A 23721-nucleotide genomic window follows, 5' to 3' on the forward strand; every position below is an offset into this window, starting at 1 on the left:
ACACCGGACTCGCACGCGCGCGTCACCGCGAAGTGGTACGTCACTTGCCAAGTCGGACGTCAGGGCTGCTTGGTTGCCGCCCCAAACCCAACGTGGCACAGATCACAGCTACGGCCATCCCGCCGAGCAGGAAGAGATAGGAACCGACCCCCGCGCCGAAAAGAAAGTCGCCTTCCGGGCGGCTGGCGGTGAGCAGGATGACGGCCACCATCCAGCCGGCGGCGGGCGCCACGGCACCGCCCCGGCCCTCGGTCGCTCTCGCCCCGCCGACGAACGCCCCGGCCGCTCCCACGAGCGCGAGCAGCAGCCCGCCCGGGAACCACGCGGCCTGCACGAGCGCCCCGGCCGCCCCGACGACCGCGCCGAGCACGAAGAGCCCGAGGTAGGCCAACACCCGCAGCGCGGACGGCCGTTGCAGCGGCTGCGCGAGCAGACTCCCGCCGTTGGTGGCACTCATCACAGGCCCAGCCCTTCGAAGAGATCGGTCTCGGGCGCCCCACCGGGTACCCCCTGGACCAACTCGTAGTACTCGGTGGTGAACACGGGTTGCGCGAGGAGGTTCGAGAGCGCGAAGTATGGCGCGTCCGGGGCCACTTCGACCTGCGTGGCGTGCGCGCGCAACGCGGCGGTCTTAGCGGCGGCGTACGCGGTGCCGTCGATCACGGTGGTGATCCGCCCGTCGTCCACGACCCCCGGCACATCGTCCACGGCGGCCGTCTCCCCGAAGGGCAACTCCGGCAACGCGTCCCGCAGCCGCGCGAAACCGTCTTCTACGACGGTCCGGGGTACGCGATTCCAGTAGACCTTGTCGATCAACTGCCCGGCGTCAGCGGCGAGTTCGGCCGCACGCATGGCGACACGGTGGGCCTGGATGTGGTCGGGGTGCCCGTACCCCCCGTCGGGGTCGTAGGTCACAAGAACCTGCGGACGCACGTCACGAATGACCTCGACGAGATGCCCGGCGGCCTCGTCGACGTCGGCCCGCCAGAAGCAGCCGGGGTCGTCGTTGTCCGAGGTACCCATCATCCCGGAGTCCCGATACCGCCCGGGCCCGCCCAGCAGACGGTGATCGGTGACCCCCAGAGCCTTCATGGCGGCGGCGAGCTCCCTCTCCCGTTCCTCGGCCAGCTCGGCGCCCGACAGATGCCGCAGCGCGGGCGGGATGATCTCGCCGCCCTCTCCGAGGGTGCACGTGATCAGCGTCACGTGGGCACCCTCGGCCGCGTACTTGGCCATCGTCGCGCCGTTGTTGATCGACTCGTCGTCCGGATGCGCGTGCACCAGGAGCAGACGACGGGCGGGCAGTTCGGTCATACCCCCACCCTACGAGGCCACGGGCCTCACCCGTAGCGCGGCAGGTTGTCCGTCGCGATCGTCCAGTCGCCGATGGTGACGTCCTCGCCGTAGACGAAGTCCTTGCGGGTGGCGTAGCGGGGGCCGTCGGGGGTGGCGTGGATGTCGGTGAGGACGGCGCCGGTACCGGTGCGCGGGTCGAAGACGGCATAGGTGGGGATCCCGATCAGGGGATAGTCGCGCATCTTGCTGACCCAGTCGTTGTCCGGGTTGGAGCGGGAGACCACTTCGACGGCGGCGACGAGAGTGCGCGGGTCGAACGAACCCGGCACGTCCATGTCCGCCCAAGCGATCACCATCACGTCGGGACGCCGCATGATGCCCTCGGCTTCGCCTTCCACGTCCGGCGTCCATCCCCTCCTTGGTGATCTCGAACCTGCCCGGAAGGGTGTCGTCCATGGACTCAAGGAAGTCCCTCATGGCCCGGTAACGGCGGGAAGGGAGCGGCCCTTTCACCAGGCGGCCTCCGGAGCATCGGTTCGGCAGTCGCGGCAGCGACCTGGGGTTGGGGAGCGGAAAGCGCGGTCGCAGGCCTCGCAGGTCTGGAGCGGGTGCCGTACGGCCGGTGGTGGCGCCGGGGTCCGGAACGGGGGCGGGGGTGGCAGTTGGGCCGTCAGGCGGTGGGCCAGGAGGGCGGCGGGGCGGCGCAGGGCCTCGGGGGGCAGATCGGCGGTCAGGGCGTGGCGTACGGCTGTGGGGGTGACGTCCCGCTCCAGCCAGGCGGCGACGCCCGGGGCGAGGTGGGCCGTGTCGCAGGCCGAGAGGAGCAGGCGGGGGTCGTGGCGGCGGAGGCCCGCCAGGAGATCCGTGGCCTGCTGGACGAGCGCGGGGGCCGGGTACGCCGGGCGCGGTACAGGTGGCAGCGCCTTGCGGGGCGCGGGTTTCGCTGCCCTGGTTGTCCTGGCTGCGCCGGTTGCTTTGGGTGCCGCGGGAGCATCTCTGTGGGCTTCTCTACGGCTGCTTCCGGGCTGGTTGCACGAGATCGTGCGGGTGACGATGCGGCCGTCCGGGATGCGGTGCCGTTCGCGGCGGAGGTAGCCGTGGGTCTCCAACTCCCGTAGCGCGGCGGCGATTCGGGTCCTGCCCTCCGGGAAGCGGGCCGCGAGGGTGTTGATGTCGGCGCGGGCCCCTGCGGGGAGGGACTGGATGTGGACGCCGAGGCCGATCGCCAGCGCCGACAACTCCGGGTGCTGGGCGAGGTGGTTGCCGATCACCGTGAAGCGGGTGGTGTGGCGGGCGTTCTCGTGGGTGAGACCGACGCCGGGTGCGCGGTTGCTCCGCTGGTTCGGGTGTTTGTCGGCGGCGTGCCGGGACTGGGCGCGCGAGGGCGCGCTAATGTCGTGCGTATCCATCGGGAAGGGGCTTCTTCCTTGGTGGTCAGGCCCTCGCCTTGGGATTGCCGTCCCGGCGAGGGCCGTCGTATGTCTGAAGGTTGGTGTGCACAGCCTGAGTTGCTGCTGCGCTGAGCGTAGATCACGTAACCCGCTCGGAATCCAGCCCAGTTGATGATGTTCACCCGGATGGGTGAGTGTCGGCTCCGGCCGCCGGGAGGGTGGGGTGGGGCTTGGTGGGGGTCATTTCGCCGTCGTGGGTTCTTGGGAAAAGGCGTCACCCGCACCGGAGTTCGGGTTTCCGGGTTTCGGTGCGAGGCGCAGTTCGGCCCAGACCGTCTTGCGGGGGCGCGGTCCCGGGTCCCAGCCCCAGCGGTCGGCGAGCGCGTCGACGATCAGCAGACCCCGGCCCGACTCCGACTCCCCGCCCGGCGCCGGGACTTGGAGGCACGGCGGTCGGTCACCCCGGGTGTCGGTGACCTCGATGCGCAGGATGCCGGCGACGACGTAGAGGGTGAGTCTGAAATCCCTCCCCGGTACGCGACTGTGCGTGGCCGCGTTGGTGGCGAGTTCGGCGACGATCTGGCGGGCCGGGTCCAACGGGACGGCCCAGGACCGGAGTTGTTCGGTGGCCAGGAGACGGGCGAGGCGGGCGCCGCGGAGCGTGGGGGACAACTGCACCGTGAAGTTGCGGGTGGGGTTGCCGAGTTGGGGTTTGGGCCGGGCTTCCGAGGCGGTGGTTTCTTGAATCACGTCACTCAGCGTGGCCGTCCGTGTTTACCGTGAACAGTGACATGGCCGTTGCGTACGGTGACTGTCCAGGCGTTGTCCGGTCGTGTCCAAGCTGTCTGGACCGGTCGCGCGGGTAGGGGCGTCGCGGCACGGTCGTACGGATCAGGAGGGGTGCGGGATGAGCGAACCGGATCAGGTCAACGGCGAGGCGGATGAGCCGGGTTGGGAGGTCGACCCGGACGACGAGTGGGGATTGGCCGTCCTCGCGACGGTCGGGCGGCAGTTGAGGCTGCGACGCGAGGCCGCAGGCATGCGGGTCGCGGAATTCGCGGTCGCGGTGGGGTACGGCGAGGACCTCGTCTACAAGATCGAGGGCGGTAAGCGGATCCCCCGGCCCGAGTATCTGGACAAGGCGGAGGAGGTGTTGGGGGCGGATGGGTTGATCGCCGCGATGAAGGAGGACGTGGAGAAGGTCCGGTATCCGAAGAAGGTGCGGGACCTGGCGGAGTCGGAAGCCAAGGCGGTTGAATTCGGGGTCTACGTCGGGCTCAGCCTCCACGGCCTGTTGCAGACACCGGAACACGCGCGAGCCCTGTTCGAGGTATCCCAATCCGCTTACTCGGAAGGGGAGATGGAGCGCCTGATCGCTGCTCGCATGGCGCGGAAGTCAATCTTCGAGCGATCTCCGGCGCCCATGCTCAGCTTCGTTCAGGAAGAGGTGACGCTACGCCGACGGGTGGGAGGCACAATGGTCTGGCGTCAGCAGCTCGAACACCTGGCGGAGGTTGCGGAGCTACGCAACGTCACCTTTCAGGTAATGCCGACCGACTCTGGGGCTCACCCTGGACTGAGTGGCAAGATCGAGGTGCTGAAGTTCGTGGACGGTACGGCGGTGGGGCGCTCCGACGGGGCGTTCAATGGTCGCCCGACCTCTGAGCTGAAGCAGCTTCGCATTCTTGAGCTGCGATACAGCACCATTCGGGCTCAGGCTCTCACCCCACGGGAGTCTCTGTCCTTCATCGAACGCCTGCTGGGAGAAACATGATCCGCGAGCCCGAACTGGCCTGGTACAAGAGCAGCTACAGCGACGGCCCCGAGGGCGACTCCTGCGTCGAGATCGCCACCGCCCCCGGCATAGTCAACGTCCGCGACTCCAAGAACGTAGAGGGCCCTCGGTTCACGGTCACCTCGGCAGCGTGGACAGGTTTCGTGCAGCAGCTGGGAGAAGCGTGACAGCGCCTGAACTGACCTGGTTCAAGAGCAGTTACAGCGCTGGCCCTGACGGCGACTCCTGCGTCGAGATCGCCGTAACGCCCCGCGCTGTCCACATCCGCGACTCCAAGACCGCCGAAGGCCCCCGCCCCCGCCCTCGGTTCACGGTCACCCCGGACGCGTGGACGGACTTCGTGCCGTACGTGTCCCAGGCCTGAACGACAACGCGCGGCGGACTCGTGACTTCGAGCACGCCGCGCGGTTGAGGCCGGTCAGAACTTGATGCTGCCGATCATGCTCGCGATGTTGGTCGTGAGATCGCTGATCGTGGGCGCGACCGTCGACGAGGCCAGATAGAAGCCCAGGAGGACACAGACGACCGCGTGTCCGCCCTTCAGCCCTGATTTCTTGACCAGAAGGAAGACGACGATCGCCAGCAGCACCACCGCCGAAATCGAGAGTGCCACGGCGGCTCACCTCCAATGATCCCAGGGACTAGGGGGGTCGGACTATGGGGGCAGCGGATCCATGGGGTGGATCCCTGGAGCAAATCGGTACAGCAAATCCATACAGGAGCCAGCAGGTTCATACCCACCCAGCGCTAGTGATCATAACTATGCGAGCTCGCGCATCGCTCGGCGCACAGCCGCACAAGGGGGCGCATGGCCAATATGGTCGGGTCATGACGACCGAGGCTGACTCCTTCCCCCGACGGCACGCCCGTACCCAGCGGTTCACGCTCGGCGCGCCGCGCGCGTTCACCGTGTCACCTGACGGTTCCCGGGTCGTGTTCCTGCGCTCCCCGTCCGGCACGGACCGGGCGAACGCGCTGTGGGTCCTCGATCCGGCGGCCGGCGAGGAGCGCGTGGCGGCCGACCCGCGCGCCCTCCTGGGCGGGGCCTCGGAACGCCTCTTCCCCGAGGAGCGGGCCCGCCGCGAACGCACCCGCGAGGGCGGTGCGGGGATCGTCGGCTACGCCACCGACAGCGAGGCCGAGTTGGCGTCTTTCGCCTTGTCAGGGCGGCTTTTCACGGCCGAGCTGCGGGCCGGTACGGCACGCGAACTCCCGGTCCCGGGACCGGTGATCGACCCCCGCCCCTCCCCCGACGGCCGGCACATCGCCTACGTCACGGGCGGCGCCCTGCGCGTCGTGGGAGCCGACGGGGACGGTGACCGCGCGCTCGCCGAGCCGGAGTCGGACCAAGTTACCTATGGATTGGCCGAGTTCATCGCGGCCGAGGAGATGAGCCGGACGCGCGGCTTCTGGTGGTCGCCGGAGTCGGACCGGCTGCTGGTCGCGCGCGCGGACGACACGCCGGTACAGCGCTGGTGGATCGCCGACCCGGCCCACCCCGAGCGCGAGCCGCAGCGGGTCGCGTACCCGGCGGCGGGCACGGCCAACGCGGACGTCCGGCTGTACGTGATCGGGCTCGACGGGACGCGCACGGAGGTCCGCTGGGACCGCGCCCGGTACCCGTATCTGGCGCGAGTGCACTGGTCAGCGGCGGGTGCGCCGCTGCTCCTTGTGCAGGCCCGGGACCAGCGCAGCCAGCTGTTCCTCGCCGTGGAGCCCGACTCCGGGGCGACCCGGATGGTGCATGCCGACGAAGATCCAATTTGGCTTGATCTTTTCCCTGGAGTGCCGTGCTGGAGCCCCTCGGGACGGCTCGTGCGGATCGCCGACGAGGGCGGTGCCCGGGTGCTCGCGGTGGGTGAACGCCTGCTCACAGGGCCGCAGTTGCACGTCCGCGCGGTGCTGGACGTCTCCGACGACCACGTGCTGATCTCGGCGTCGGCGGGCGAGGACGCGCCTGCCCCGGAGACCGGCGAGGTGCATGTCTATCGCGTCAACGAACTCGGTTTGGAGCGTCTCTCGCAAGAGCCCGGCGTGCACTCGGCGGTACGCGCCGGGGGCGTGACCGTGCTGGTCTCGGCGGTACCGGACCGGCCGGGCACGCAGATCCAAGTGCTGCGCGAGGGCAAGAAGACGGTGACGATCGCGTCGTACGCCGAAGATCCCGGTCTGTCCCCGCGCATGACGTTCACCGAGGGGGGCGCACGGCGCGTCCCGTGCGCCCTGCTTATGCCACAGGACTACGACGGCAGCAGTCCGCTTCCGGTTTTGATGGACCCGTACGGCGGTCCGCACGGCCCCCGCGTGGTCGCCGCGCACAACGCCCACCTCACCTCGCAGTGGTTCGCGGACCAGGGTTTCGCGGTGCTCGTCGCCGACGGGCGGGGCACCCCCGGCCGCTCACCGGCGTGGGAGAAGGCCGTCCACCGCGACTTCACGGTTTCCCTGGACGACCAGATCGACGCCCTCCAGGACCTCGCGAAGTCCCACCCGCTGGACCTCTCCCGGGTGGCCATCCGGGGCTGGTCGTACGGGGGTTGGCTCGCGGGACTCGCCGTACTCCGCCGCCCGGACGTCTTCCACGCGGGCATCGCGGGCGCCCCGGTCACCGACTGGCGGCTGTACGACACCCACTACACGGAGCGGTACCTGGGCGACCCGGCCAAGGACCCGGAGTCGTACGCGAAGAGCAGTCTGGTGACGGACGACGGACTGTCCTCCCCCGCCGACCCGGACCGCCCGCTGATGGTCGTGCACGGTCTCGCCGACGACAACGTGGTGGTCGCCCACGCCCTGCGGCTGTCCTCCGCGCTGCTGGCCGCCGGCCGCCCGCACGAGGTGCTGCCGCTGTCGGGCGTCACGCACATGACCCCGCAGGAACAGGTCGCGGAGAATTTGCTCCTGCTCCAAGTGGACTTCCTGAAGCGGGCGTTGGGCCTGTCCTAGGTACGGCAACGGACCGGGGCGACATGGCGCGCCCCGGTCCGTTTACGGCACCCGCACGGCCGTACGTCACTCAGGTTGACTCGTCCGTATATCGAGACCGGGTCGGCGGAGTTGCCTGCGTGTTAACGCGGTTGATGCCTGTTTGTGGTGTTATTCCGCCCCATCCGCAAGATCGTCCGGGGTTGCTTCGGGGGCCGCTGCGGGGGTCTCCTCCTTCGGTACGACCGTCTTCTCCTCGGCGAAGTGGCAGGCCGAGTCGTGTGCCGTGGGGCCGCTCACGAGCCGGAACTCGGCCGGTACCGCGAGCAGCGGGACCTCCAGTGAGCAGCGCTCCTGTGCCTTCCAGCAGCGGGTGCGGAAGCGGCACCCGGACGGGATGTTCGTCGGCGACGGCACGTCACCCGCGAGGATGATCCGCTCCCGGTGCTCGCGCGCGTCCGGGTCGGGGACGGGGACGGCGGAGAGCAGCGCCTGGGTGTACGGGTGCGTCGGGTGGTCGTAGATCTCCTCGTCCTTGCCGATCTCCACGATCCGGCCGAGGTACATGACCCCGACCCGGTCCGAGATGTGCCGGACGATCGACAGGTCGTGCGCGATGAAGATGTAGGAGAGGTCGAACTCGTCCTGGAGGCGGTCGAGGAGGTTGATGACCTGGGCCTGTACGGAGACGTCGAGCGCGGAGACGGGTTCGTCGGCGACGATGACCTCGGGGCGGAGCGCCAACCCCCGTGCGATGCCGATGCGTTGGCGCTGGCCGCCGGAGAACTGGTGCGGATACCGGTTGATGTACTCGGGGTTGAGCCCGACCACGTCCAGCAGATCCTGAACTCGCTTGCGCCGGTCACCCTTTGGCGCCACCTCGGGGTGGATCTCGTACGGCTCCCCGATGATGTCGCCGACCGTCATACGGGGGTTGAGGGAGGTGTAGGGGTCCTGGAACACCATCTGGATGTTGCGGCGGGCGGCCTTCAGTTCCTTGCCGGACATCCGGCTGATGTCCTCGCCCTTGAACTTGATCGACCCTTCGGTCGGCCGCTCAAGGTTGACCAGCATCTTGGCGACGGTTGATTTACCGCACCCGGACTCGCCCACGATGCCGAGGGTCTCGCCCCTGTTGAGCGTGAAGTCCACCCCGTCGACGGCCTTGACGGCACCGACCTGCTTCTTGAAGAGGATGCCCTGGGTCAGGGGGTAGTGCTTGACGAGCCCCTCAACCTCCAGGATCGGCTCAACTGTTGATCCTGTTACGGCTGTTGACTCAACCATTGAGGCATTCCCTCCAGAAGTGGCAGGCGCTGCCCCGGTGTTGATCCACCTCGTACAGCTCGGGTTCGTCGGTCCTGCACACGTCCTGGGCCATCGGGCAGCGGGGGTTGAAGGCGCAGCCGGGCGGGATGTGCATGAGGTTCGGCGGGAGGCCCTTGATGGCGTAGAGCTCCTGCCCCTTCTGGTCCAGACGTGGGATGGAGTCCAACAGGCCGCGCGTGTAGGGGTGGGCGGGCGCCTTGTAGATGTCGTGGACGGGGGCCGACTCGACGATGCGACCGGCGTACATCACGGCGATCTTGTCGGCGACGTCGGCGACGACTCCGAGGTCGTGGGTGATGAGGATGAGCCCCATGTGCAGTTCGCGCTGCAACTCGGCGAGCAGGTCCATGACTTGGGCCTGGACGGTGACGTCGAGGGCGGTGGTGGGTTCGTCGGCGATGATGAGCGCGGGCTCCAGGGCGAGCGCCATGGCGATCATGATGCGTTGCCGCATCCCGCCGGAGAACTGGTGCGGATAGTCCCGGACGCGCTGAGCGGCACCGGGAATCCGCACCCGGTCCATCAACTCAACTGCCTTGGTCCGCGCGTCCTTTCGGGACATTCCCCGGTGCACGATGAACATCTCGCCGAGCTGATCGCCCACGGAGAGCACGGGGTTGAGCGAGGACAGCGCGTCCTGGAAGATCATCGCCATCTCGGCACCGCGAACCTTGCGCCGCTCGTCTTCTTTGAACTTCAGCAGATCCTCGCCCCGGAAGAGAATCTCCCCGCCGGTGATCTTCCCCGGCGGGGTGTCGAGGATCCCCATGACAGCCTGCGCGGTCACGGACTTCCCGGACCCCGACTCCCCCAGCACGGCCAGGGTCTCCCCCGCGTCCACGCTGTAGTTGACCCCGTTGACGGCCTTGGCGACCCCGTCCCTGGTCCTGAACTCCACGTGCAGATCCCGCACTTCGAGCAGCATGACGCGGGTCACCTCAACTTCGGGTCGAGGGCGTCGCGGACCGCGTCGCCGAGCATGATGAATGCGAGGACCGTGATCGCCAGGGCGCCGGCGGGCCAGAGGAGCATGTGGGGGGCGTTGCGGATGTACTGGGAGGCGGCCGAGATGTCGATGCCCCAGCTGACCGTGGGGGGCTTCAGGCCTACGCCGAGGTACGACAGGGTCGCCTCCAGCGAGATGTAGGTGCCGAGGGCGATGGTGGCGACCACGATCACCGGGGCTACCGCGTTCGGGGTGATGTGGCGTAGCAACAGGCGGGAGTTGGAGGCGCCCAATGCTCGCGCGGCCTGGACGTAGTCGTTCTGTTTGGCGGTGATGACCGAGCCGCGGGCGATGCGGGAGATCTGCGGCCAGCCGAGCAGCACCATGAAGCCGATGACCGGCCAGACCGTGTTGCTCGTCACCACGGAGAGCAGGACAAGGCCGCCGAGGACCACCGGGATCGCGAAGAAGATGTCCGTCAGGCGGGAGAGGATCGAGTCCCAGATCCCGCCGAAGAAGCCCGCCAGGCCGCCCAGTACCGAGCCGAAGATCGCTACCCCGAGCGTGGCCAGCACGCCTACCGTCACCGACGTCCGCGTGCCGTACACCGTGCGCGTGTAGACGTCGCAGCCCTGGCCGTCGTAGCCGAAGGGGTGGCCCGGTTGGGAGCCCTCCTGCGCCTTGGCGAGGTCGCACTTGAGGGGGTTGCCCGAGGCGATCAGGGACGGCCAGAGGGAGATGATCACCAGGAAGACGATGACGAGCGCGGAGATGATGAAGACGGGGTTGCGGCGCAGGTCGCGCCACGCGTCTGACCAGAGGCTGCGGGGCCTCTCCTGCGGGCCCGTGCCTTCCGGGCCGCCCGGCGTCTTCTCCAGGGTTTCCGCCTCGCTCGCGGCGAGGTCCATCGCGCCGCCCATGCCGGTCCCGGCAATCGCGCGCTCCGGTTCGAACGGCTGCTCAGGCATAGCGGATCCTCGGGTCGAGTACGGCGTAGAGGAGGTCGACGAGAAGATTCGCGACCAGGAAGACCAGGACCAGGACCGTCACGAAGCCGACCACCGTCTGGGTGTTCTGGCGCACGATCCCCTGGTAGAGCTGGAAGCCGACGCCGTGGATGTTGAAGATCCGCTCGGTGACGATCGCGCCGCCCATCAGGGCCCCGATGTCGGTGCCGATGAAGGTGACCACCGGGATGAGCGAGTTGCGCAGCAGGTGGCGGACGATCACCCGGCGTCTCGGGAGACCCTTCGCCACCGCCGTACGGACGTAGTCGGAGCGCCGGTTCTCCGCGATGGACGTCCGGGTCAGCCGGGTCACGTACGCGAGCGAGACCGAGGCCAACACCAGCCCGGGGACGATGAGTTCGCCGAAGTTCGCGTCCGTGGACACCGACGGTTTGATCCAGCCCCATTCGACGCCGAGCAGCAGTTGCAGCAGCAGACCGGTGACGAAGGTCGGGATGGAGATCACGATGAGGGTGAGCAGGAGGACCGTGGTGTCGATCGGGCGGCCGCGCTTGAGGCCGGTGATCACGCCGAGCGCGATGCCGACGACGACCTCGATGACGATCGCCACGACGGTCAGCCGGATGGTGACGGGGAACGCGGTCGACATCAGCTCGGTGACCTTCTGGCCGTTGAACGCCGTACCGAAGTCACCGGTAAAGACGTTCCCCATGTAGGTCAGGTACTGCTGCCACACGGGCTTGTCGAGGCCGAACTCCCGCTTGAGCTGGGCGGCCGTCGCCGGGTCGCACTGCCGGTCGCCGCACAGGCCCGCGATGGGGTCGCCCATCACGTTCACCATCAGGAAGATCAACAGTGTGGCGCCGATGAAGACCGGGATCATCTGCAGCAGACGCCGGATTACGTACCGTCCCATGGAGGCTCCGGGGATCGTGAGGGCGGGCGAGCGTGAACCCGCCCCCGGTGCGGCTCAGCTGACCTTGATCTCGTTGTAGACGGGGACGCTGAACGGGTTCAGCGCCACGTTGGAGAGCCGGTCGGAGTAGCCCGCGCTGCCGTTCTGGTACCAGAGCGGAATGGCGGCCATGTTGTCGCGGACGACACCCTCGGCCTGCTGGAAGAGCTTGATCGCCTTGCTGGTGTCGGTCTCCGCGTTGGCCTGGTCGACGAGCTTGTCGAAGTCCTTGTTGGACCACTGGCCGTCGTTGGACGAGGCGTTGGTGTAGTACAGCGGCTGGAGGAAGTTCTGGATGAGCGGGTAGTCCATCTGCCAGCCGGCGCGGAACGGGCCCGTCATCTTGTGCTGGCCGATCTGGTTGCGGAAGTCCGCGAAGGTGCCGACCGGGTTCCCGACGCACGCCTTGTCGTTGCCGAGCGCGTTGTTGATGGAGTTGCACACCGCGTCCACCCACTCCTTGTGCGAGCCCGTGTCCGCGTTGTACGTGATCTTGACCTGGCCGCCGGGAATGCCGCCGCCCTCCTGGACCAGCTTCTTCGCCTCGGTCGGGTTGTACTTGCAGGCGTCCCCGCACAGCCCGTCCTGGAAGCCGCCCTCGGTGCCGAGCACCGGTGAGGTCCAGTCGGTGGCGGGGGTACGCGTCTTCTGGAAGATCGTGTTGGTGATCTGGTCTCGGTTGATGGCCATGGACAGCCCCTGGCGGACCTTCTCCGAGCCGCTCTTGTTCCAGTTCTTGTCGTAGTACGGGAACGCGAGGGTCTGGATGATGCCGGCGGGCGTGTTGATGTACCGGCTGCCGAGGTCGCTCTTGACGTTCTTCAGCTGCGAGGCCGGGATGTCGTCGACGAGGTCGAGGTTGCCGGCCATCAGGTCGGTGTAGGCGGTGTTGTTGTCGGTGTAGACCTTGAGGGTCACCCCGCCGTTCTGCGCCTTGTCCGAACCGGTGTACCCGTCCCACTTCTTGAGCTGCATCTGCGAGCCCTTGGTGTACGACGAGATGGTGTACGGCCCGTTCCCGACCGGCTTCTTCAGCCAGGCCGCGTGGTCCGAGAAGAACGTCGACGGCAGCGGGGAGTAGGCCGCGTAGCCGAGGGTGTCGGGGAAGGTCGAGAACTTCTGGGTGAGCTTGATGGTGAAGGTGTTGGTGCCGGTCACCTTGAGCCCGGTGAGCGTGGTCGCGCTCTGCGAGCCGCTGTCGGGGTGGACCTTGTCGTAGCCCTCGATGTACCCGAAGAAGTACGCGTTCTTCTGGTTGTTCTTGAGGCTCGCCCCGTAGTTCCAGGCGTCCACGAACGACTTCGCGGTGACGGCCTCGCCGTTGCTGAACTTCCAGCCGCTCTTGACGGTGACCGTGAAGTTCTGCGAGTCCGTGGTGTCGATCTTGTCGGCGAGCATGTCCTCGGCCTTGCCGGTCTTCGGGTCGTACCGCTTCAGACCGCGGAAGACCATGTCGAGGACCTTGCCGCCCTGCACCTCGTTGGTGTTGGCCGGCTCCAGCGGGTTCTGCGGGTCTCCCCAGGAGGCGCTGAGCACCGCGCTGCCGTCGCCACCACCGCCGCCGCTGCTCCCGCCGCCCCCACAGGCGGTCGCCGCGAGGGCTACCGCCGCCGCGCAAGCGGCCCATTTGGCGTGCGTGGCTCCACGCATCGAGTGCCTCCTCAGGAAAGCCGATCCGTGCACATCCGTTACCGGCCAATATCTGCACAAAGTGGGCACAGCGCACACGCAGTCACCCGAATGCAGCACAAGCCGCGCGTGAGAGGGGTGATGCCACCTGGACCGAGGTGGTCCGGACAGACCGTCAGGGCCCCACCAGGCACGCTTCAGTGGTGTGGACCAATAAACCTCCGATCTCGCCGTCAACTCCCCGTTTCCGCAGGCCACATGGGCTTTCAGGCACCGTTGACGGGCGCCGACCGGCGCTGATAGACACACTCTTCAACCCAGCCCGGCGTCACCAGCGCGAGGTCAGGACCATGAGCACTCAGGACCGCACCGGCACAGAGCACTCACGCCCGAGACGACCACGACCCCGCCCGCACCGGCTGGTGGCCGGAGCGGCCGGCGCCCTGGCGCTCACGGCGGCGCTCGCCACCCCCCTCAATCCGGCACCGCAGCAGGCCGAGGCCAAGGCCCAGAAGAGCGACAAGGTCCTCACCGTCGCCGTCGCGCAGAGCGTGGACTCCCTGAGCCCGTTCCTGGCGACCCGCCTGGTCAGCACGAGCATCGGCCGGCTGATGTACGACTACCTCACCAACTACGACCCCAAGGACAACCACACCATCCCCGGGCTGGCCACCAAGTGGACGTCGTCGGCGGACAAGCTGACCTGGACGTACACGATCCGCTCGAACTCCAAGTGGTCCGACGGACAGCAGGCCACCGCCGAGGACGCGGCGTGGACGTTCAACACGATGATGACCGACCCGGGCGCCGCCACCGCCAACGGCAGCTTCGTCACCAACTTCGCGAAGGTCACCGCCCCGAGCCCCACCCAGCTGGTCATCAAGCTGAAGAAGCCGCAGGCCACGATGACCGCGCTCGACGTGCCGATCGTGCCGAAGCACATCTGGGAGAAGGCCGGCGACCTCTCCAAGTTCAACAACGACAAGACCTTCCCGATCGTCGGCAACGGCCCGTTCGTCCTCACCGACTACAAGGCCGACAGCTACGTCCGCCTCAAGGCCAACAAGACCTTCTGGCGCGGGGCACCCAAGTTCGACGAGCTGGTCTTCCGCTACTACAAGGACCAGGACGCCGCGGTCGCCGCCCTGCGCAAGGGCGAGGTCTCCTTCGTCGCCGGGTCCCCGTCCCTGACGCCCGCCCAGGCCGCGTCCCTCAAGGGCGAGAAGAACATCAAGGTCAACGACGCCCCCGGCCGCCGCTTCTACGCCCTCGCCACCAACCCCGGCGCACAGGCGAAGAACGGGCAGCACTTCGGCGACGGCGACCCCTCCCTGCTCGACGAGAACGTGCGGCACGCCCTGTTCATGGCGGTCGACCGCAAGACCCTCATCGACAAGGTCTTCCAGGGCCACGCCGTCGAGGGCCAGGGCTACATCCCGCCGCGCTTCTCGACGTACTTCTGGAAACCGTCGGCGAGCCAGGAACTCGCCTACGACCCCACCAAGGCGGCCCAACTCCTCGACCAGGCGGGCTACAAGAAGAACAGTGACGGCAAACGCGTCGGCAAGGACGGCAAGCCGATCACCTACCGCCTGCTGTGCCACGCCACCGACCCGAACGACAAGGCGGTCGGCCAGTACCTCCAGGAGTGGTGGGGCAAGCTCGGCATCGGCGTGAGCCTCGACTGCCTCGACAACGTCACCGACCCCTGGCTCGCGGGCAAGTACGACCTCGCCTTCGACGGCTGGTCCGTCAACCCCGACCCGGACTTCGTCCTGTCCATCCACACCTGCGCGGCCCTGCCGGCGACGCCCAAGGACATCGGCGCGACCGACAACTTCGTCTGCGACAAGGCGTACGACACGCTCTACGCCCAGCAGTTGGCCGAGTACGACCCGGCCAAGCGGGCGGACATCGTCAAGCAGATGGAGTCCCGGCTCTACGACCTCGGGTACATGAACGTCATGGCGTACCCGAACGCCGTCGAGGCCTACCGCACCGACCAGATCAAGTCCATCGAGACGATGCCCAGCAGTGGCGGCAACATCTACGGCCAGGACGGCTACTGGAGTTGGTGGTCCGCGGTGCCGGCCGCCTCCGACGGGTCGTCGTCCGGCGGGCTCTCGGGCGGGGCGATCGCCGGGATCGCCGTCGGGGGTGTGGTCGTCGTCGGTGCGCTGGTCCTGTTCGGGCTGCGGCGCCGGGCCACGGCCGAGGACCGGGAGTAGCCGATGGCGCCGATCCTCAACAGCGGTGCGCGGGGCGGCCGTTGATGGCAGCCGACGCACCATCGGTTCTGGTGGAGGAGACGACCGGTCCGGGAGCGGGCACCCGGACCGGCTATGTCCGGTACGTGGCGGGCAAGTTGGGCGGCGCGGCCGTCTCGTTGCTCGCCGTGCTGGTCACCGGCTTCTTCCTGTTCCGGCTCATCCCGGGCGACCCGGTCAAGACGATGACGGGCGGCCGCCCGATCTCCGCCGGGCAACTCGCGCAGTACCGCAAGGAGTTCGGGCTCGACCTGCCACTGTGGCAGCAGTTCACCGACTACTGCAGCAAGGCGCTCACCGGTGACCTCGGGACGTCGTACCAGTTCAAGGCGCCCGTCATCGACAAGATCACCGAGGCGCTGCCGAACACGCTGCTGCTCACCGGCACGGCCTTCGTGCTGTACACAGCGCTCGGCATGTTCCTCGGGACGCGCTCCGCGTGGCGGCACGGCAGCCTCTCGGACCGGCTCAACACCGGTCTGGCGCTGACCCTTTACTCGGTCCCGTCGTTCTGGCTGGGCCTGCTGCTGATCATCGTGTTCTCGGTGGGCGTGGGCCCGATCCCGGGGCTCTTCCCGACGGGCGGCATGGAATCGGGCGGCAAGGAGGGCCTCGCGTACGTCCTGGACGTCGCCCACCACTTGGTCCTCCCGGTGATCACGCTGGTGGCGGTCGAGTACGGGCAGACGCTGCTGGTCACCCGCTCCGCGCTGCTCGACGAGATGGGCAGCGACTATCTGACGACCGCGCGAGCCAAGGGACTTCGGGACGACCTGGTCCGGCGCCGGCACGCGGTCCCGAACGCGCTGCTGCCGACCGTGACCCTCGTCTTCGTCAACCTCGGCCGTACGGTCGCGGGGGTGATCCTGGTGGAGACCGTGTTCTCCTGGCCCGGCCTGGGCGGGCTGTTCTACCAGGCCCTCAGCGTGCCCGATCTGCCCCTGGTCCAGGGCCTGTTCCTCTTCTTCGCGTCGGCGGTGATCGTCATGAACACACTGGCGGACCTGGTCTATCCGCTGCTCGACCCCCGGGTGGGCCGATGACCACTCCCCCCGTCGCGCAAGCAGGTCCTCGGGCGCTCGCCTGGCAGCGCCGGCGCCGGTCCGCCGCGCGGTTCTGGACGAGGTACCGCACCCACCGCTCCGGCCTGATCGGCCTGGCCGCGCTCGCCCTCTTCGCGCTGATCGCGCTCACCGCGCCGCTGACGGTCGGCTCCGACGTGTCGAGCGTGACCGACGCGCCGGGCGACCCGCTGGAGAGCCCGAGCGCCCAATTCCCGCTGGGCACCGACCAGTTCGGGCGGAACCTGCTGGGGCTCGTCGTCTGGGGAGCCCGGGTCTCGCTGCTCGTCGGACTGCTCGCGGCGGTGCTGTCGGTGGCGATCGGCGCGGTGGTCGGGATCACCGCCGGGCACTTCCGGGGCGCGTACGGGACCGTGCTGATGCGGATCACCGACTGGTTCCTGGTCATGCCGACGCTGGTGCTGGCGATCGCGCTGGCCACGGTCATGTCCCGCTCTCTCGGGACGGTGATCCTGGCGATCGGCGTGACCACGTGGCCGACCACGGCCCGGCTGGTGCGGGCGCAGACGCTGGCGGTGGAGTCACGGCCGTACATCGAACGCGCGCGGGCGCTGGGCGGCGGCCACTGGCACGTCATGTCCCGGCACGTGCTGCCCAATGTGATGCCCCTGATCCTGGCCCAGACGACCCTGATGGTCTCGACCTCCATCCTCACGGAGGCGACCCTCGCGTTCCTGGGGCTCGGGGATCCGACGGTGGTGTCGTGGGGCGGGCTGCTCCAGGACGCCCGGGAAGCGGGCGCGGTGAGCGCGGGTGACTGGTGGTATCTGATCCCGCCCGGCATCGCGATCGCCGTGGTCGCGCTGGCGTTCACGCTGTGCGGGCGCGCGGTGGAGTCGGTCCTCAACCCCCGGCTGGGGGTGGCGGGTTGACGCTCCTGGAGGTCAAGAACCTGGAAGTGACGTACCCGGGCGGTGTGGCCGCGGTACGGGGCGTGGACCTGTCCCTGACGGCCGGTCAGAAAGTGGGCGTGGCGGGCGAGTCGGGCTGCGGCAAGTCCACGTTGGCCCTCGCGCTGCTCCGGCTGTTGCCGCCGGGGACCCGGGTCACCGGGGAGATCCTGCTGAACGGGGAGGACGTGCTGACGATGCGCTGGGGGCGGGTGCGGGCGGTCCGCTGGGCCGGCGCCTCCATCGTCTTCCAGGGCGCGATGCACTCCCTCAACCCCGTGCACCGCATCGGCGACCAGATCGCGGAGCCGGTGCTGCTGCACCAGGGTGCGACGGCGGCACAGGCCCGCAAGCGCACCGGGGAACTCCTGGAACAGGCCGGACTGCCGGCGTCCCGGGCGACGGCGTACCCGCACGAACTCTCCGGCGGCCAACGCCAACGCGTGATGATCGCCATGGCCCTGGCCTGCGCCCCCCAACTGATCATCGCCGACGAGCCGACCACCGCCCTCGACGTGATGATCCAGGCCCAGATCCTGAACCTCCTCGAACGCCTCGTCACGGACCAGGACTTGGGCCTGATCATGATCAGCCACGACCTGGCCGTCCTGGCGGACATCTGCGACCGCCTGGTGGTGATGTACGCAGGCCGAATCATCGAGGAGGGCCCCGCCCAAGAGGTCTACGAAAACGCCCTCCACCCCTACGCCAAGGCCCTCTCGGCCTCCTTCTCCCACATCGGCGACCCGACCTCCCGCTTCGCGCCCCGCGGCTTGCCGGGCGACCCACCCGACCCGTCGGAACTCCCGTCCGGCTGCGCGTTCCATCCACGCTGCGGGGAGGCGGTGGACGTGTGTCTGACTGAGGACCAGGTCTTGCGGGGGGCGGGGCGGGGGCGACGGGCGGCTTGTGTTCATGTGCCGGTGCCTGCCGTGAGCACGGGGACGGCGACCGAGGGCACACAGGAACCAGCCACCCCCGCCCCTGACACAAGGAGTGCGCCATGACGACGACTTCGGGGCCGTTGCTCAGTGCTCAGGGGCTGCGTGTGGCGTTTCCCGCGCGGCGTGGGGGTGCGGAGGCTCGGGCTGTGGACGGGGTCGATCTCGATATCCGGGCGGGTGAGATCGTGGCGCTCGTCGGGGAGTCCGGGTGTGGGAAGACGACGTTGGCGCGGTCGTTGCTGGGGCTGGTGGCGCCGAGCGCGGGGCGGGTCGCGTTCGACGGGGAGGCGCTGCGGTACAACTCCCGGGCGCTGAAGGCCTATCGGCGGCGGGTTCAGCTTGTCCTCCAGGATCCGAGCGGGTCGCTCAATCCGCGGCACACGGTGTACGACGCGGTGGCCGAGGGGCTGCGGATCCATGGAAGTGCCGGTGACGAACGCGCGGCGGTCGCGCAGGCGTTGGCCCGGGCGGGGCTCCGGCCGCCCGAGCGGTTCTTCCTGCGTTATCCGCACGAGCTGTCCGGCGGGCAGCGTCAGCGCGTGGTGATCGCCGGTGCGCTCGTCCTGGAGCCCGAACTCCTCGTCGCCGACGAGCCGGTGGCCTCCCTGGACGCCTCCGTGCGCGGCGAGATCCTCGCCCTCCTGCTGCGGCTGCGCACCGAACTCGGCCTGGCCGCCCTGGTGGTGACCCACGATCTGGGGCTGGCGTGGAACATCGCCGACCGGGTCGCGGTGATGTACCTGGGGCGGATCGTGGAGACCGGGGACGCGGAGCAGGTGCTGACGGCGCCTCAACATCCTTACACCCAGGCCCTGTTGTCGGTCCTGCCGGAGGCGCCCGGCGATCCCGTCGTCCTCAGCGGCGAGCCTCCGGACCCGTCCCGTATCCCGACCGGCTGCCGGTTCCGGGCGCGCTGCCAGGTCCTGGCGAGCGGCGAGGCGGAGCGCGCGGGTGTCGCACACCGGTGCCGGACCGAGGACCTGGAGGTGCTGGGCGGCGGCGGGGACGCGCAGGTGGCCTGTCACTGGGCGCGGGCGCTGGACCCCGCGGTCTGAGCACACGGGCACCGGCACCGCCCCGGTCCGGGAACGCCGGTTCCCGGCACCGTGGGACGGTGCCGGGAACCAGTGGCCGTAGAGAGGACGCCGCGGCTCAGCTCGCGTGCACCACGTCCCTGACCTCGGCGAAGTGGCACGCCGACTCGTGCGCGGCCGGGGTGTCGTCCCCGCGGAAGCGCTCGGGCACCGCCAGCAGCGGGACCTCGGTCGAGCACTTGTCCTGCGCCTTCCAGCAACGGGTGCGGAAGCTGCAGCCGGACGGCGGGTTCGCCGGCGACGGGACGTCACCGGTGAGGATGATCCGCTCGCGGCCCTCACGGGCCTCCGGGTCGGGCACCGGGACCGCCGACAGCAGAGCCTGGGTGTAGGGGTGCGTCGGGTGGTCGTAGATCTGCTCGTCGCTGCCGATCTCGGCGAGCTTGCCGAGGTACATGACCCCGACCCGGTCCGAGATGTGGCGGACGATCGACAGGTCGTGCGCGATGAAGATGTAGGAGAGGTTGAACTCGTCCTGCAGTCGCTCCATCAGGTTGATGACCTGTGCCTGCACCGACACGTCGAGCGCGGAGACCGGCTCGTCGCAGATGATGACCTCGGGGTTGAGCGCGAGGCCGCGGGCGATGCCGATGCGCTGGCGCTGACCGCCCGAGAACTGGTGCGGGTAGCGGTTGATGTACTCGGGGTTGAGACCGACGACGTCGAGGAGTTCCTGCACCTTGCGGCGCCGGTCGCCCTTGGGGGCCACCTCGGGGTGGATGTCGAAGGGCTCGCCGATGATGTCGCCGACCGTCATCCGGGGGTTGAGCGAGGTGTACGGGTCCTGGAACACCATCTGGATGTTGCGGCGGACGGCCTTCAGCGCGCGGCCGGACAGCTTGGTGATGTCCTGGCCCTTGTAGAAGATCTCGCCCGCGGTGACCTGCTCCAGGTTCATCAAGAGCTTGGCGACCGTGGACTTGCCGCAGCCGGACTCGCCCACGATGCCCAGGGTCTCGCCCTGGTACAGGTCGAAGGAGACACCGTCGACGGCCTTGACCGCGCCGATCTGTTTCCGGAACAGGATGCCCTGGGTGAGCGGGAAGTGCTTCACCAGGTTCCGCACCTGGAGGATCGGCTCGCCCCGGTCGACGGGCGCCTCGATGGCGCCGACCGCCTCCGTCTCGGAGTGGACCTCGGCGACCTCCACCTCGGAGACGTTCGGCGTGGCCTCCTGCGGCTCGTCGTTCTTGCTGAGCTCAGCCATGGATCGTCTCCTTCCAGAAGTGGCATGCCGAACCCCGGCCGACCAGTTCGGTGCCGTCCTGCTCGGTCACCGGAACCAGCTCCGGGACCTCCGTACGGCAGATGTCCTGCGCCTTCGGGCAGCGCGGGTTGAAGGCGCAACCGGTGGGCACGTGCAGCAGGTTGGGCGGCAGGCCCTTGATCGCGTAGAGCTCCTGGCCCTTCTGGTCCAGGCGCGGGATCGAGTCCAGCAGACCCCGGGTGTAGGGGTGCGCGGGCCTCTTGTAGAGCTCGTGCACCGGCGCGCGCTCGACGATCCGGCCCGCGTACATCACCGCGATCTTGTCCGCGACGTCGGCGACGACGCCGAGGTCGTGGGTGATCAGGATGAGCCCCATGTTGTACTCGCGCTGGAGGTCCGCGAGCAGGTCCATGACCTGGGCCTGGACGGTCACGTCGAGGGCCGTGGTGGGCTCGTCGGCGATGATCAGGTCCGGCTCCAGGGCCAGCGCCATGGCGATCATGATGCGCTGGCGCATACCGCCGGAGAACTGGTGCGGGTAGTCGTTCACCCGCGCCGCGGCGGCCGGGATCTTCACCCGGTCCATCAGGTCGATGGACTTGGCCTTGGCCTCCTTCTTGGAGAGGCCCTGGTGGACGCGGAACATCTCGCCGAGCTGGTAGCCCACGGAGAGCACCGGGTTCAGCGAACTGAGCGCGTCCTGGAAGATCATGGCGATGCGGCGGCCGCGGATCTTGCGGCGTTCCTCGCCGGACATCTTGAGCATGTCCTGGCCGCGGAAGAGGATCTCGCCCTGCGGGATCCGGGCCGGCGGCATGTCGAGAATGCCCATGACCGCCTGCGCGGTCACCGACTTGCCGGAGCCGGACTCGCCGAGCACGGCGAGGGTCTCGCCGGCGTGGACGTTGTAGTTGACGCCGTTGACAGCCCGTACGACACCCTCGCGGGTGACGAACTCGACGTGCAGGTCACGCACTTCGAGCAGTGGGGTGTCCTCGCCGTCGCGGGGCGCCGGCACCGGCGCTGCTTCTTCGATGATGGTCACGTACGCCTCCCTCAGCGTGTCTTCGGGTCGAGGGCGTTGCGGACCGCTTCGCCGAGCATGATGAATGCCAGCACCGTGATGGTGAGGATGATCGACGGGTAGAGCATGATCCACTGGGCAACCCGGATCGAGCTGCCGCCGTCGGAGATGTCGTTGCCCCAGGAGACGCCGTTCAGGCCGAGCCCCAGGAAGGACAGCGTGGCCTCGGAGCCGATGTAGACGCCGAGCGAGATGGTCGCCACGACGATCACCGGGGCCAGGGTGTTCGGCAGGATGTGCCGGAACAGGATGCGTGGGGTACTCGCACCCAGTGCCTTGGCCGCCTGGACGTAGTCGGAGTGCTTGGTGGTGATCACCGCGCCGCGCATCACGCGGGCCAGCTGGGTCCAGCCGAAGAAGCTCAGGGCACCGATGACGACCCAGGTCGTGCGATTCGGGAAGGAGTTGAGGACGACCATGGTGCCCAGCAGGAACGGGATGCCGAAGAAGACGTCCACGAGCCGCGACAGGACGGAGTCGATGATCCCGCCGAAGTAGCCGGCGATCATGCCGACCAGTCCGCCGATGACCGTCACGGCGAACGTGGTGCCGAAGCCGACGGCTATGGAGGCCCGGGCGCCGTAGATGAGCCGGGCGTAGACGCTGCGGCCCTGCTGGTCGTAGCCCAGCCACTCGGTCGAGAAGACCTTTCCGAGCTGGGGCTTCTGCAGGTAGTGCTTGGACAGGTCGCCGTAGGTCGGGTTGCCGCTGGTGAACCAGCCGGGGAAGAACGTGATCGCCAGGAGCAGCAGGATCAGCACCGACGAGACGAGGAAGATCTTGTTGCGCCGCAGGTCCTGCCAGGCGTCGCCCCACAGGCTGCGGGTCTTCTCGGCCTTGGCCGGCTGGGGGCTCTGGGTGGCCGCGCCCTCGGTGTCCGGCTCGGCGGTGACGGTGTCGGATTTGGTCATGTCAGGCATAGCGAATCCTCGGGTCAAGGACCGCGTAGAGCAGGTCGACAAGGAGGCTGGCGACGAGATAGACGAGGACGAGGATGGTCACCAGGCCCACGAGGGTGGTGCCTTCCCGGCGGATGATCGACTGGTAGATCGTGCCGCCGATGCCCTGGATGTTGAAGATGCCCTCGGTGACGACGGCACCTCCGAGCAGGCTGCCGATGTCGGTGCCGAGGTAGGTGACCACGGGGATCATCGAGTTGCGCATGAGGTGGACGGTCACCACCCGGCGCCGGGGCAGACCCTTGGCGATGGCCGTACGGACGTAGTCGGCGCGCATGTTCTCCGCGATCGACGTACGGGTCAGCCGTGACACATAGGCGAGTGACGCCGTGGCCAGCACAATCGCAGGCATCAGCAACTGACCGTAGTTCGACGCGTCGTTGACGTTCGGTTCCAGCCACTGGAGTTGGTCGGCGAAGATCCACTGGAGGATGAAGCCGAGCACGAAGACCGGGATCGAGATCAGGAGCAGGGTGACGAGCAGCACCGCGGTGTCGGCGGCCCGGCCGGCGCGCAGACCGGCGTAGACGCCGAGGCCGACGCCGAGGACGATCTCGATGGCGAAGGCGAAGCCGCCCAGGCGCAGGGTGACCGGGAAGGCGTCGCCGAGCACGTCGGTGACGGGGCGTCCGCTGGCTATCTGCGTGCCGAAGTCGGCGTGCAGAACGATGCCCTTCATGTAATTGAAGTACTGCACAAAGATGTTCTGATCCAGGCCGTACTGGTGTCGCAGCGCGGCGATCACCTGCGGGCTGCCGCCCTTGTCGCCGAACAGCCCTCGGACGGGATCACCGGGCAGGGCATAGACCATCAGGAAGATGAGCAGGGTGGTCCCGAAGAAGACCGGAATCATCTGGAGCAGTCGTCGTGCGACATAGCGCCCCATCGTGCCTCCATAAAAAAGTCACAGCGGCAACAGGCGGGCCCTTTCCTTGCGCACCGCTGAGCGGTACGCAAGGA

Annotated in this window: 23 protein-coding genes and 1 pseudogene; 9 read left to right on the forward strand and 15 right to left on the reverse strand. The window is 68.5% G+C overall.

Annotated features, from left to right (window positions below; translation table 11 throughout):
- Positions 1 to 40: 40 nt before the first annotated feature.
- The 5 genes and pseudogenes from ACIBK4_RS04175 to ACIBK4_RS04195 all read right to left on the reverse strand — a co-directional run bounded on the left by ACIBK4_RS04175 (position 41) and on the right by ACIBK4_RS04195 (position 3437).
- Positions 41 to 457: a DUF6113 family protein gene (locus ACIBK4_RS04175; RefSeq protein ID WP_398991886.1), complete on the reverse strand. Its 417-nt coding sequence runs from the start codon at positions 455 to 457 to the stop codon at positions 41 to 43.
- Positions 457 to 1314 (reverse strand): N-acetyl-1-D-myo-inositol-2-amino-2-deoxy-alpha-D-glucopyranoside deacetylase, encoded by an 858-nt coding sequence (mshB, locus tag ACIBK4_RS04180; RefSeq protein ID WP_398991888.1) that lies wholly within the window; start codon positions 1312 to 1314, stop codon positions 457 to 459. The genes ACIBK4_RS04175 and mshB overlap by 1 nt, the downstream gene beginning before the upstream one ends.
- Positions 1315 to 1340: 26 nt before the next feature.
- Positions 1341 to 1752: pseudogene (locus ACIBK4_RS04185) on the reverse strand (Uma2 family endonuclease).
- Between the two features lie 53 nt (positions 1753 to 1805).
- On the reverse strand, positions 1806 to 2705 hold the full coding sequence (locus ACIBK4_RS04190) for a helix-turn-helix domain-containing protein (protein ID WP_398991890.1): 900 nt from the start codon (positions 2703 to 2705) through the stop codon (positions 1806 to 1808).
- Between the two features lie 222 nt (positions 2706 to 2927).
- The gene (locus ACIBK4_RS04195) at positions 2928 to 3437 is read right to left on the reverse strand and encodes an ATP-binding protein (protein WP_398991891.1); all 510 of its coding nucleotides are present in this window, start codon (positions 3435 to 3437) and stop codon (positions 2928 to 2930) included.
- A gap of 157 nt (positions 3438 to 3594) precedes the next feature.
- Between ACIBK4_RS04195 and ACIBK4_RS04200 the strand changes: the two genes are divergently transcribed.
- Genes ACIBK4_RS04200 through ACIBK4_RS04210 form a run of 3 tightly spaced genes read left to right on the forward strand, consistent with a single transcriptional unit; the run spans position 3595 to position 4846 of the window.
- Positions 3595 to 4461: a helix-turn-helix domain-containing protein gene (locus ACIBK4_RS04200; RefSeq protein ID WP_398991894.1), complete on the forward strand. Its 867-nt coding sequence runs from the start codon at positions 3595 to 3597 to the stop codon at positions 4459 to 4461.
- On the forward strand, positions 4458 to 4649 hold the full coding sequence (locus ACIBK4_RS04205) for a DUF397 domain-containing protein (RefSeq protein ID WP_398991896.1): 192 nt from the start codon (positions 4458 to 4460) through the stop codon (positions 4647 to 4649). The genes ACIBK4_RS04200 and ACIBK4_RS04205 overlap by 4 nt, the downstream gene beginning before the upstream one ends.
- Positions 4646 to 4846, forward strand: a complete 201-nt coding sequence (locus tag ACIBK4_RS04210; protein ID WP_398991898.1) for a DUF397 domain-containing protein — start codon at positions 4646 to 4648, stop codon at positions 4844 to 4846. Before ACIBK4_RS04205 ends, ACIBK4_RS04210 begins: the two co-directional genes overlap by 4 nt.
- Before the next feature lie 54 nt (positions 4847 to 4900).
- On the opposite strand, the gene ACIBK4_RS04215 is transcribed toward ACIBK4_RS04210, so the two are convergent.
- Positions 4901 to 5095, reverse strand: coding sequence for a hypothetical protein (locus ACIBK4_RS04215; RefSeq protein ID WP_019072052.1), 195 nt, complete (start codon positions 5093 to 5095; stop codon positions 4901 to 4903).
- 215 nt (positions 5096 to 5310) lie between these two features.
- On the opposite strand from ACIBK4_RS04215, the gene ACIBK4_RS04220 reads away from it, so the two are divergent.
- A complete protein-coding gene (locus tag ACIBK4_RS04220) occupies positions 5311 to 7428 on the forward strand; it encodes a prolyl oligopeptidase family serine peptidase (RefSeq protein WP_398991900.1) in 2118 nt (705 codons plus the stop codon).
- Positions 7429 to 7578: 150 nt separating this feature from the next.
- Here ACIBK4_RS04220 and ACIBK4_RS04225 read toward each other — a convergent pair whose 3' ends face one another.
- From ACIBK4_RS04225 to ACIBK4_RS04245, 5 genes are read right to left on the reverse strand one after another with little or no spacing between them, the layout of a single operon-like run.
- Positions 7579 to 8694: an ABC transporter ATP-binding protein gene (locus ACIBK4_RS04225; RefSeq protein ID WP_398991902.1), complete on the reverse strand. Its 1116-nt coding sequence runs from the start codon at positions 8692 to 8694 to the stop codon at positions 7579 to 7581.
- Positions 8687 to 9661, reverse strand: coding sequence for an ABC transporter ATP-binding protein (locus ACIBK4_RS04230; protein ID WP_398991904.1), 975 nt, complete (start codon positions 9659 to 9661; stop codon positions 8687 to 8689). The genes ACIBK4_RS04225 and ACIBK4_RS04230 overlap by 8 nt, the downstream gene beginning before the upstream one ends.
- Positions 9662 to 9669: 8 nt before the next feature.
- A complete protein-coding gene (locus ACIBK4_RS04235; RefSeq protein WP_398991907.1) occupies positions 9670 to 10650 on the reverse strand; it encodes an ABC transporter permease in 981 nt (326 codons plus the stop codon).
- On the reverse strand, positions 10643 to 11566 hold the full coding sequence (locus ACIBK4_RS04240) for an ABC transporter permease (RefSeq protein ID WP_398991910.1): 924 nt from the start codon (positions 11564 to 11566) through the stop codon (positions 10643 to 10645). Before ACIBK4_RS04240 ends, ACIBK4_RS04235 begins: the two co-directional genes overlap by 8 nt.
- Before the next feature lie 54 nt (positions 11567 to 11620).
- The gene (locus ACIBK4_RS04245) at positions 11621 to 13255 is read right to left on the reverse strand and encodes an ABC transporter substrate-binding protein (RefSeq protein ID WP_398991913.1); all 1635 of its coding nucleotides are present in this window, start codon (positions 13253 to 13255) and stop codon (positions 11621 to 11623) included.
- Positions 13256 to 13584: 329 nt separating this feature from the next.
- Here ACIBK4_RS04245 and ACIBK4_RS04250 point away from each other — a divergent pair, with 329 nt between their 5' ends.
- The 5 genes from ACIBK4_RS04250 to ACIBK4_RS04270 are packed head-to-tail and all read left to right on the forward strand — an operon-like array spanning position 13585 to position 19472.
- Positions 13585 to 15462: an ABC transporter substrate-binding protein gene (locus ACIBK4_RS04250; protein ID WP_398991915.1), complete on the forward strand. Its 1878-nt coding sequence runs from the start codon at positions 13585 to 13587 to the stop codon at positions 15460 to 15462.
- A 44-nt stretch (positions 15463 to 15506) separates the two neighbouring features.
- Positions 15507 to 16544: an ABC transporter permease gene (locus ACIBK4_RS04255; protein ID WP_398991917.1), complete on the forward strand. Its 1038-nt coding sequence runs from the start codon at positions 15507 to 15509 to the stop codon at positions 16542 to 16544.
- Positions 16541 to 17455 carry an ABC transporter permease gene (locus tag ACIBK4_RS04260; protein WP_398991919.1) on the forward strand — a complete coding sequence of 305 codons (915 nt, stop codon included), beginning with the start codon at positions 16541 to 16543 and terminating at the stop codon, positions 17453 to 17455. The genes ACIBK4_RS04255 and ACIBK4_RS04260 overlap by 4 nt, the downstream gene beginning before the upstream one ends.
- Positions 17452 to 18480, forward strand: a complete 1029-nt coding sequence (locus ACIBK4_RS04265) for an ABC transporter ATP-binding protein (protein ID WP_398991921.1) — start codon at positions 17452 to 17454, stop codon at positions 18478 to 18480. Before ACIBK4_RS04260 ends, ACIBK4_RS04265 begins: the two co-directional genes overlap by 4 nt.
- Positions 18477 to 19472: an oligopeptide/dipeptide ABC transporter ATP-binding protein gene (locus ACIBK4_RS04270; protein WP_398991923.1), complete on the forward strand. Its 996-nt coding sequence runs from the start codon at positions 18477 to 18479 to the stop codon at positions 19470 to 19472. Before ACIBK4_RS04265 ends, ACIBK4_RS04270 begins: the two co-directional genes overlap by 4 nt.
- 97 nt (positions 19473 to 19569) lie before the next feature.
- On the opposite strand, the gene ACIBK4_RS04275 is transcribed toward ACIBK4_RS04270, so the two are convergent.
- Genes ACIBK4_RS04275 through ACIBK4_RS04290 form a run of 4 tightly spaced genes read right to left on the reverse strand, consistent with a single transcriptional unit; the run spans position 19570 to position 23647 of the window.
- Entirely contained in the window at positions 19570 to 20718 is a 1149-nt protein-coding gene (locus ACIBK4_RS04275; RefSeq protein WP_398991925.1) for an ABC transporter ATP-binding protein, read from the reverse strand.
- Positions 20711 to 21763 (reverse strand): ABC transporter ATP-binding protein, encoded by a 1053-nt coding sequence (locus tag ACIBK4_RS04280; protein WP_398991927.1) that lies wholly within the window; start codon positions 21761 to 21763, stop codon positions 20711 to 20713. Before ACIBK4_RS04280 ends, ACIBK4_RS04275 begins: the two co-directional genes overlap by 8 nt.
- A gap of 11 nt (positions 21764 to 21774) precedes the next feature.
- Entirely contained in the window at positions 21775 to 22722 is a 948-nt protein-coding gene (locus ACIBK4_RS04285) for an ABC transporter permease (protein ID WP_398991929.1), read from the reverse strand.
- Entirely contained in the window at positions 22715 to 23647 is a 933-nt protein-coding gene (locus tag ACIBK4_RS04290) for an ABC transporter permease (RefSeq protein ID WP_398991931.1), read from the reverse strand. The genes ACIBK4_RS04285 and ACIBK4_RS04290 overlap by 8 nt, the downstream gene beginning before the upstream one ends.
- Positions 23648 to 23721: the final 74 nt, after the last annotated feature.

The organism is Streptomyces sp. NPDC050528 (assembly GCF_044457795.1).
Taxonomy (GTDB): Bacteria; Actinomycetota; Actinomycetes; order Streptomycetales; family Streptomycetaceae; genus Streptomyces.

Bases quoted from the DNA above. Each gene is read 5' to 3' on its own strand.
- ACIBK4_RS04175 (WP_398991886.1), bottom strand. From the start codon at position 457: ATGAGTGCCACCAACGGCGGGAGTCTGCTCGCGCAGCCGCTGCAACGG.
- mshB (WP_398991888.1), bottom strand. From the start codon at position 1,314: ATGACCGAACTGCCCGCCCGTCGTCTGCTCCTGGTGCACGCGCATCCG.
- ACIBK4_RS04190 (WP_398991890.1), bottom strand. From the start codon at position 2,705: ATGGATACGCACGACATTAGCGCGCCCTCGCGCGCCCAGTCCCGGCAC.
- ACIBK4_RS04200 (WP_398991894.1), top strand. From the start codon at position 3,595: ATGAGCGAACCGGATCAGGTCAACGGCGAGGCGGATGAGCCGGGTTGG.
- ACIBK4_RS04205 (WP_398991896.1), top strand. From the start codon at position 4,458: ATGATCCGCGAGCCCGAACTGGCCTGGTACAAGAGCAGCTACAGCGAC.
- ACIBK4_RS04220 (WP_398991900.1), top strand. From the start codon at position 5,311: ATGACGACCGAGGCTGACTCCTTCCCCCGACGGCACGCCCGTACCCAG.
- ACIBK4_RS04225 (WP_398991902.1), bottom strand. From the start codon at position 8,694: ATGGTTGAGTCAACAGCCGTAACAGGATCAACAGTTGAGCCGATCCTG.
- ACIBK4_RS04230 (WP_398991904.1), bottom strand. From the start codon at position 9,661: ATGCTGCTCGAAGTGCGGGATCTGCACGTGGAGTTCAGGACCAGGGAC.
- ACIBK4_RS04235 (WP_398991907.1), bottom strand. From the start codon at position 10,650: ATGCCTGAGCAGCCGTTCGAACCGGAGCGCGCGATTGCCGGGACCGGC.
- ACIBK4_RS04240 (WP_398991910.1), bottom strand. From the start codon at position 11,566: ATGGGACGGTACGTAATCCGGCGTCTGCTGCAGATGATCCCGGTCTTC.
- ACIBK4_RS04245 (WP_398991913.1), bottom strand. From the start codon at position 13,255: ATGCGTGGAGCCACGCACGCCAAATGGGCCGCTTGCGCGGCGGCGGTA.
- ACIBK4_RS04250 (WP_398991915.1), top strand. From the start codon at position 13,585: ATGAGCACTCAGGACCGCACCGGCACAGAGCACTCACGCCCGAGACGA.
- ACIBK4_RS04255 (WP_398991917.1), top strand. From the start codon at position 15,507: ATGGCAGCCGACGCACCATCGGTTCTGGTGGAGGAGACGACCGGTCCG.
- ACIBK4_RS04260 (WP_398991919.1), top strand. From the start codon at position 16,541: ATGACCACTCCCCCCGTCGCGCAAGCAGGTCCTCGGGCGCTCGCCTGG.
- ACIBK4_RS04270 (WP_398991923.1), top strand. From the start codon at position 18,477: ATGACGACGACTTCGGGGCCGTTGCTCAGTGCTCAGGGGCTGCGTGTG.
- ACIBK4_RS04275 (WP_398991925.1), bottom strand. From the start codon at position 20,718: ATGGCTGAGCTCAGCAAGAACGACGAGCCGCAGGAGGCCACGCCGAAC.
- ACIBK4_RS04285 (WP_398991929.1), bottom strand. From the start codon at position 22,722: ATGCCTGACATGACCAAATCCGACACCGTCACCGCCGAGCCGGACACC.
- ACIBK4_RS04290 (WP_398991931.1), bottom strand. From the start codon at position 23,647: ATGGGGCGCTATGTCGCACGACGACTGCTCCAGATGATTCCGGTCTTC.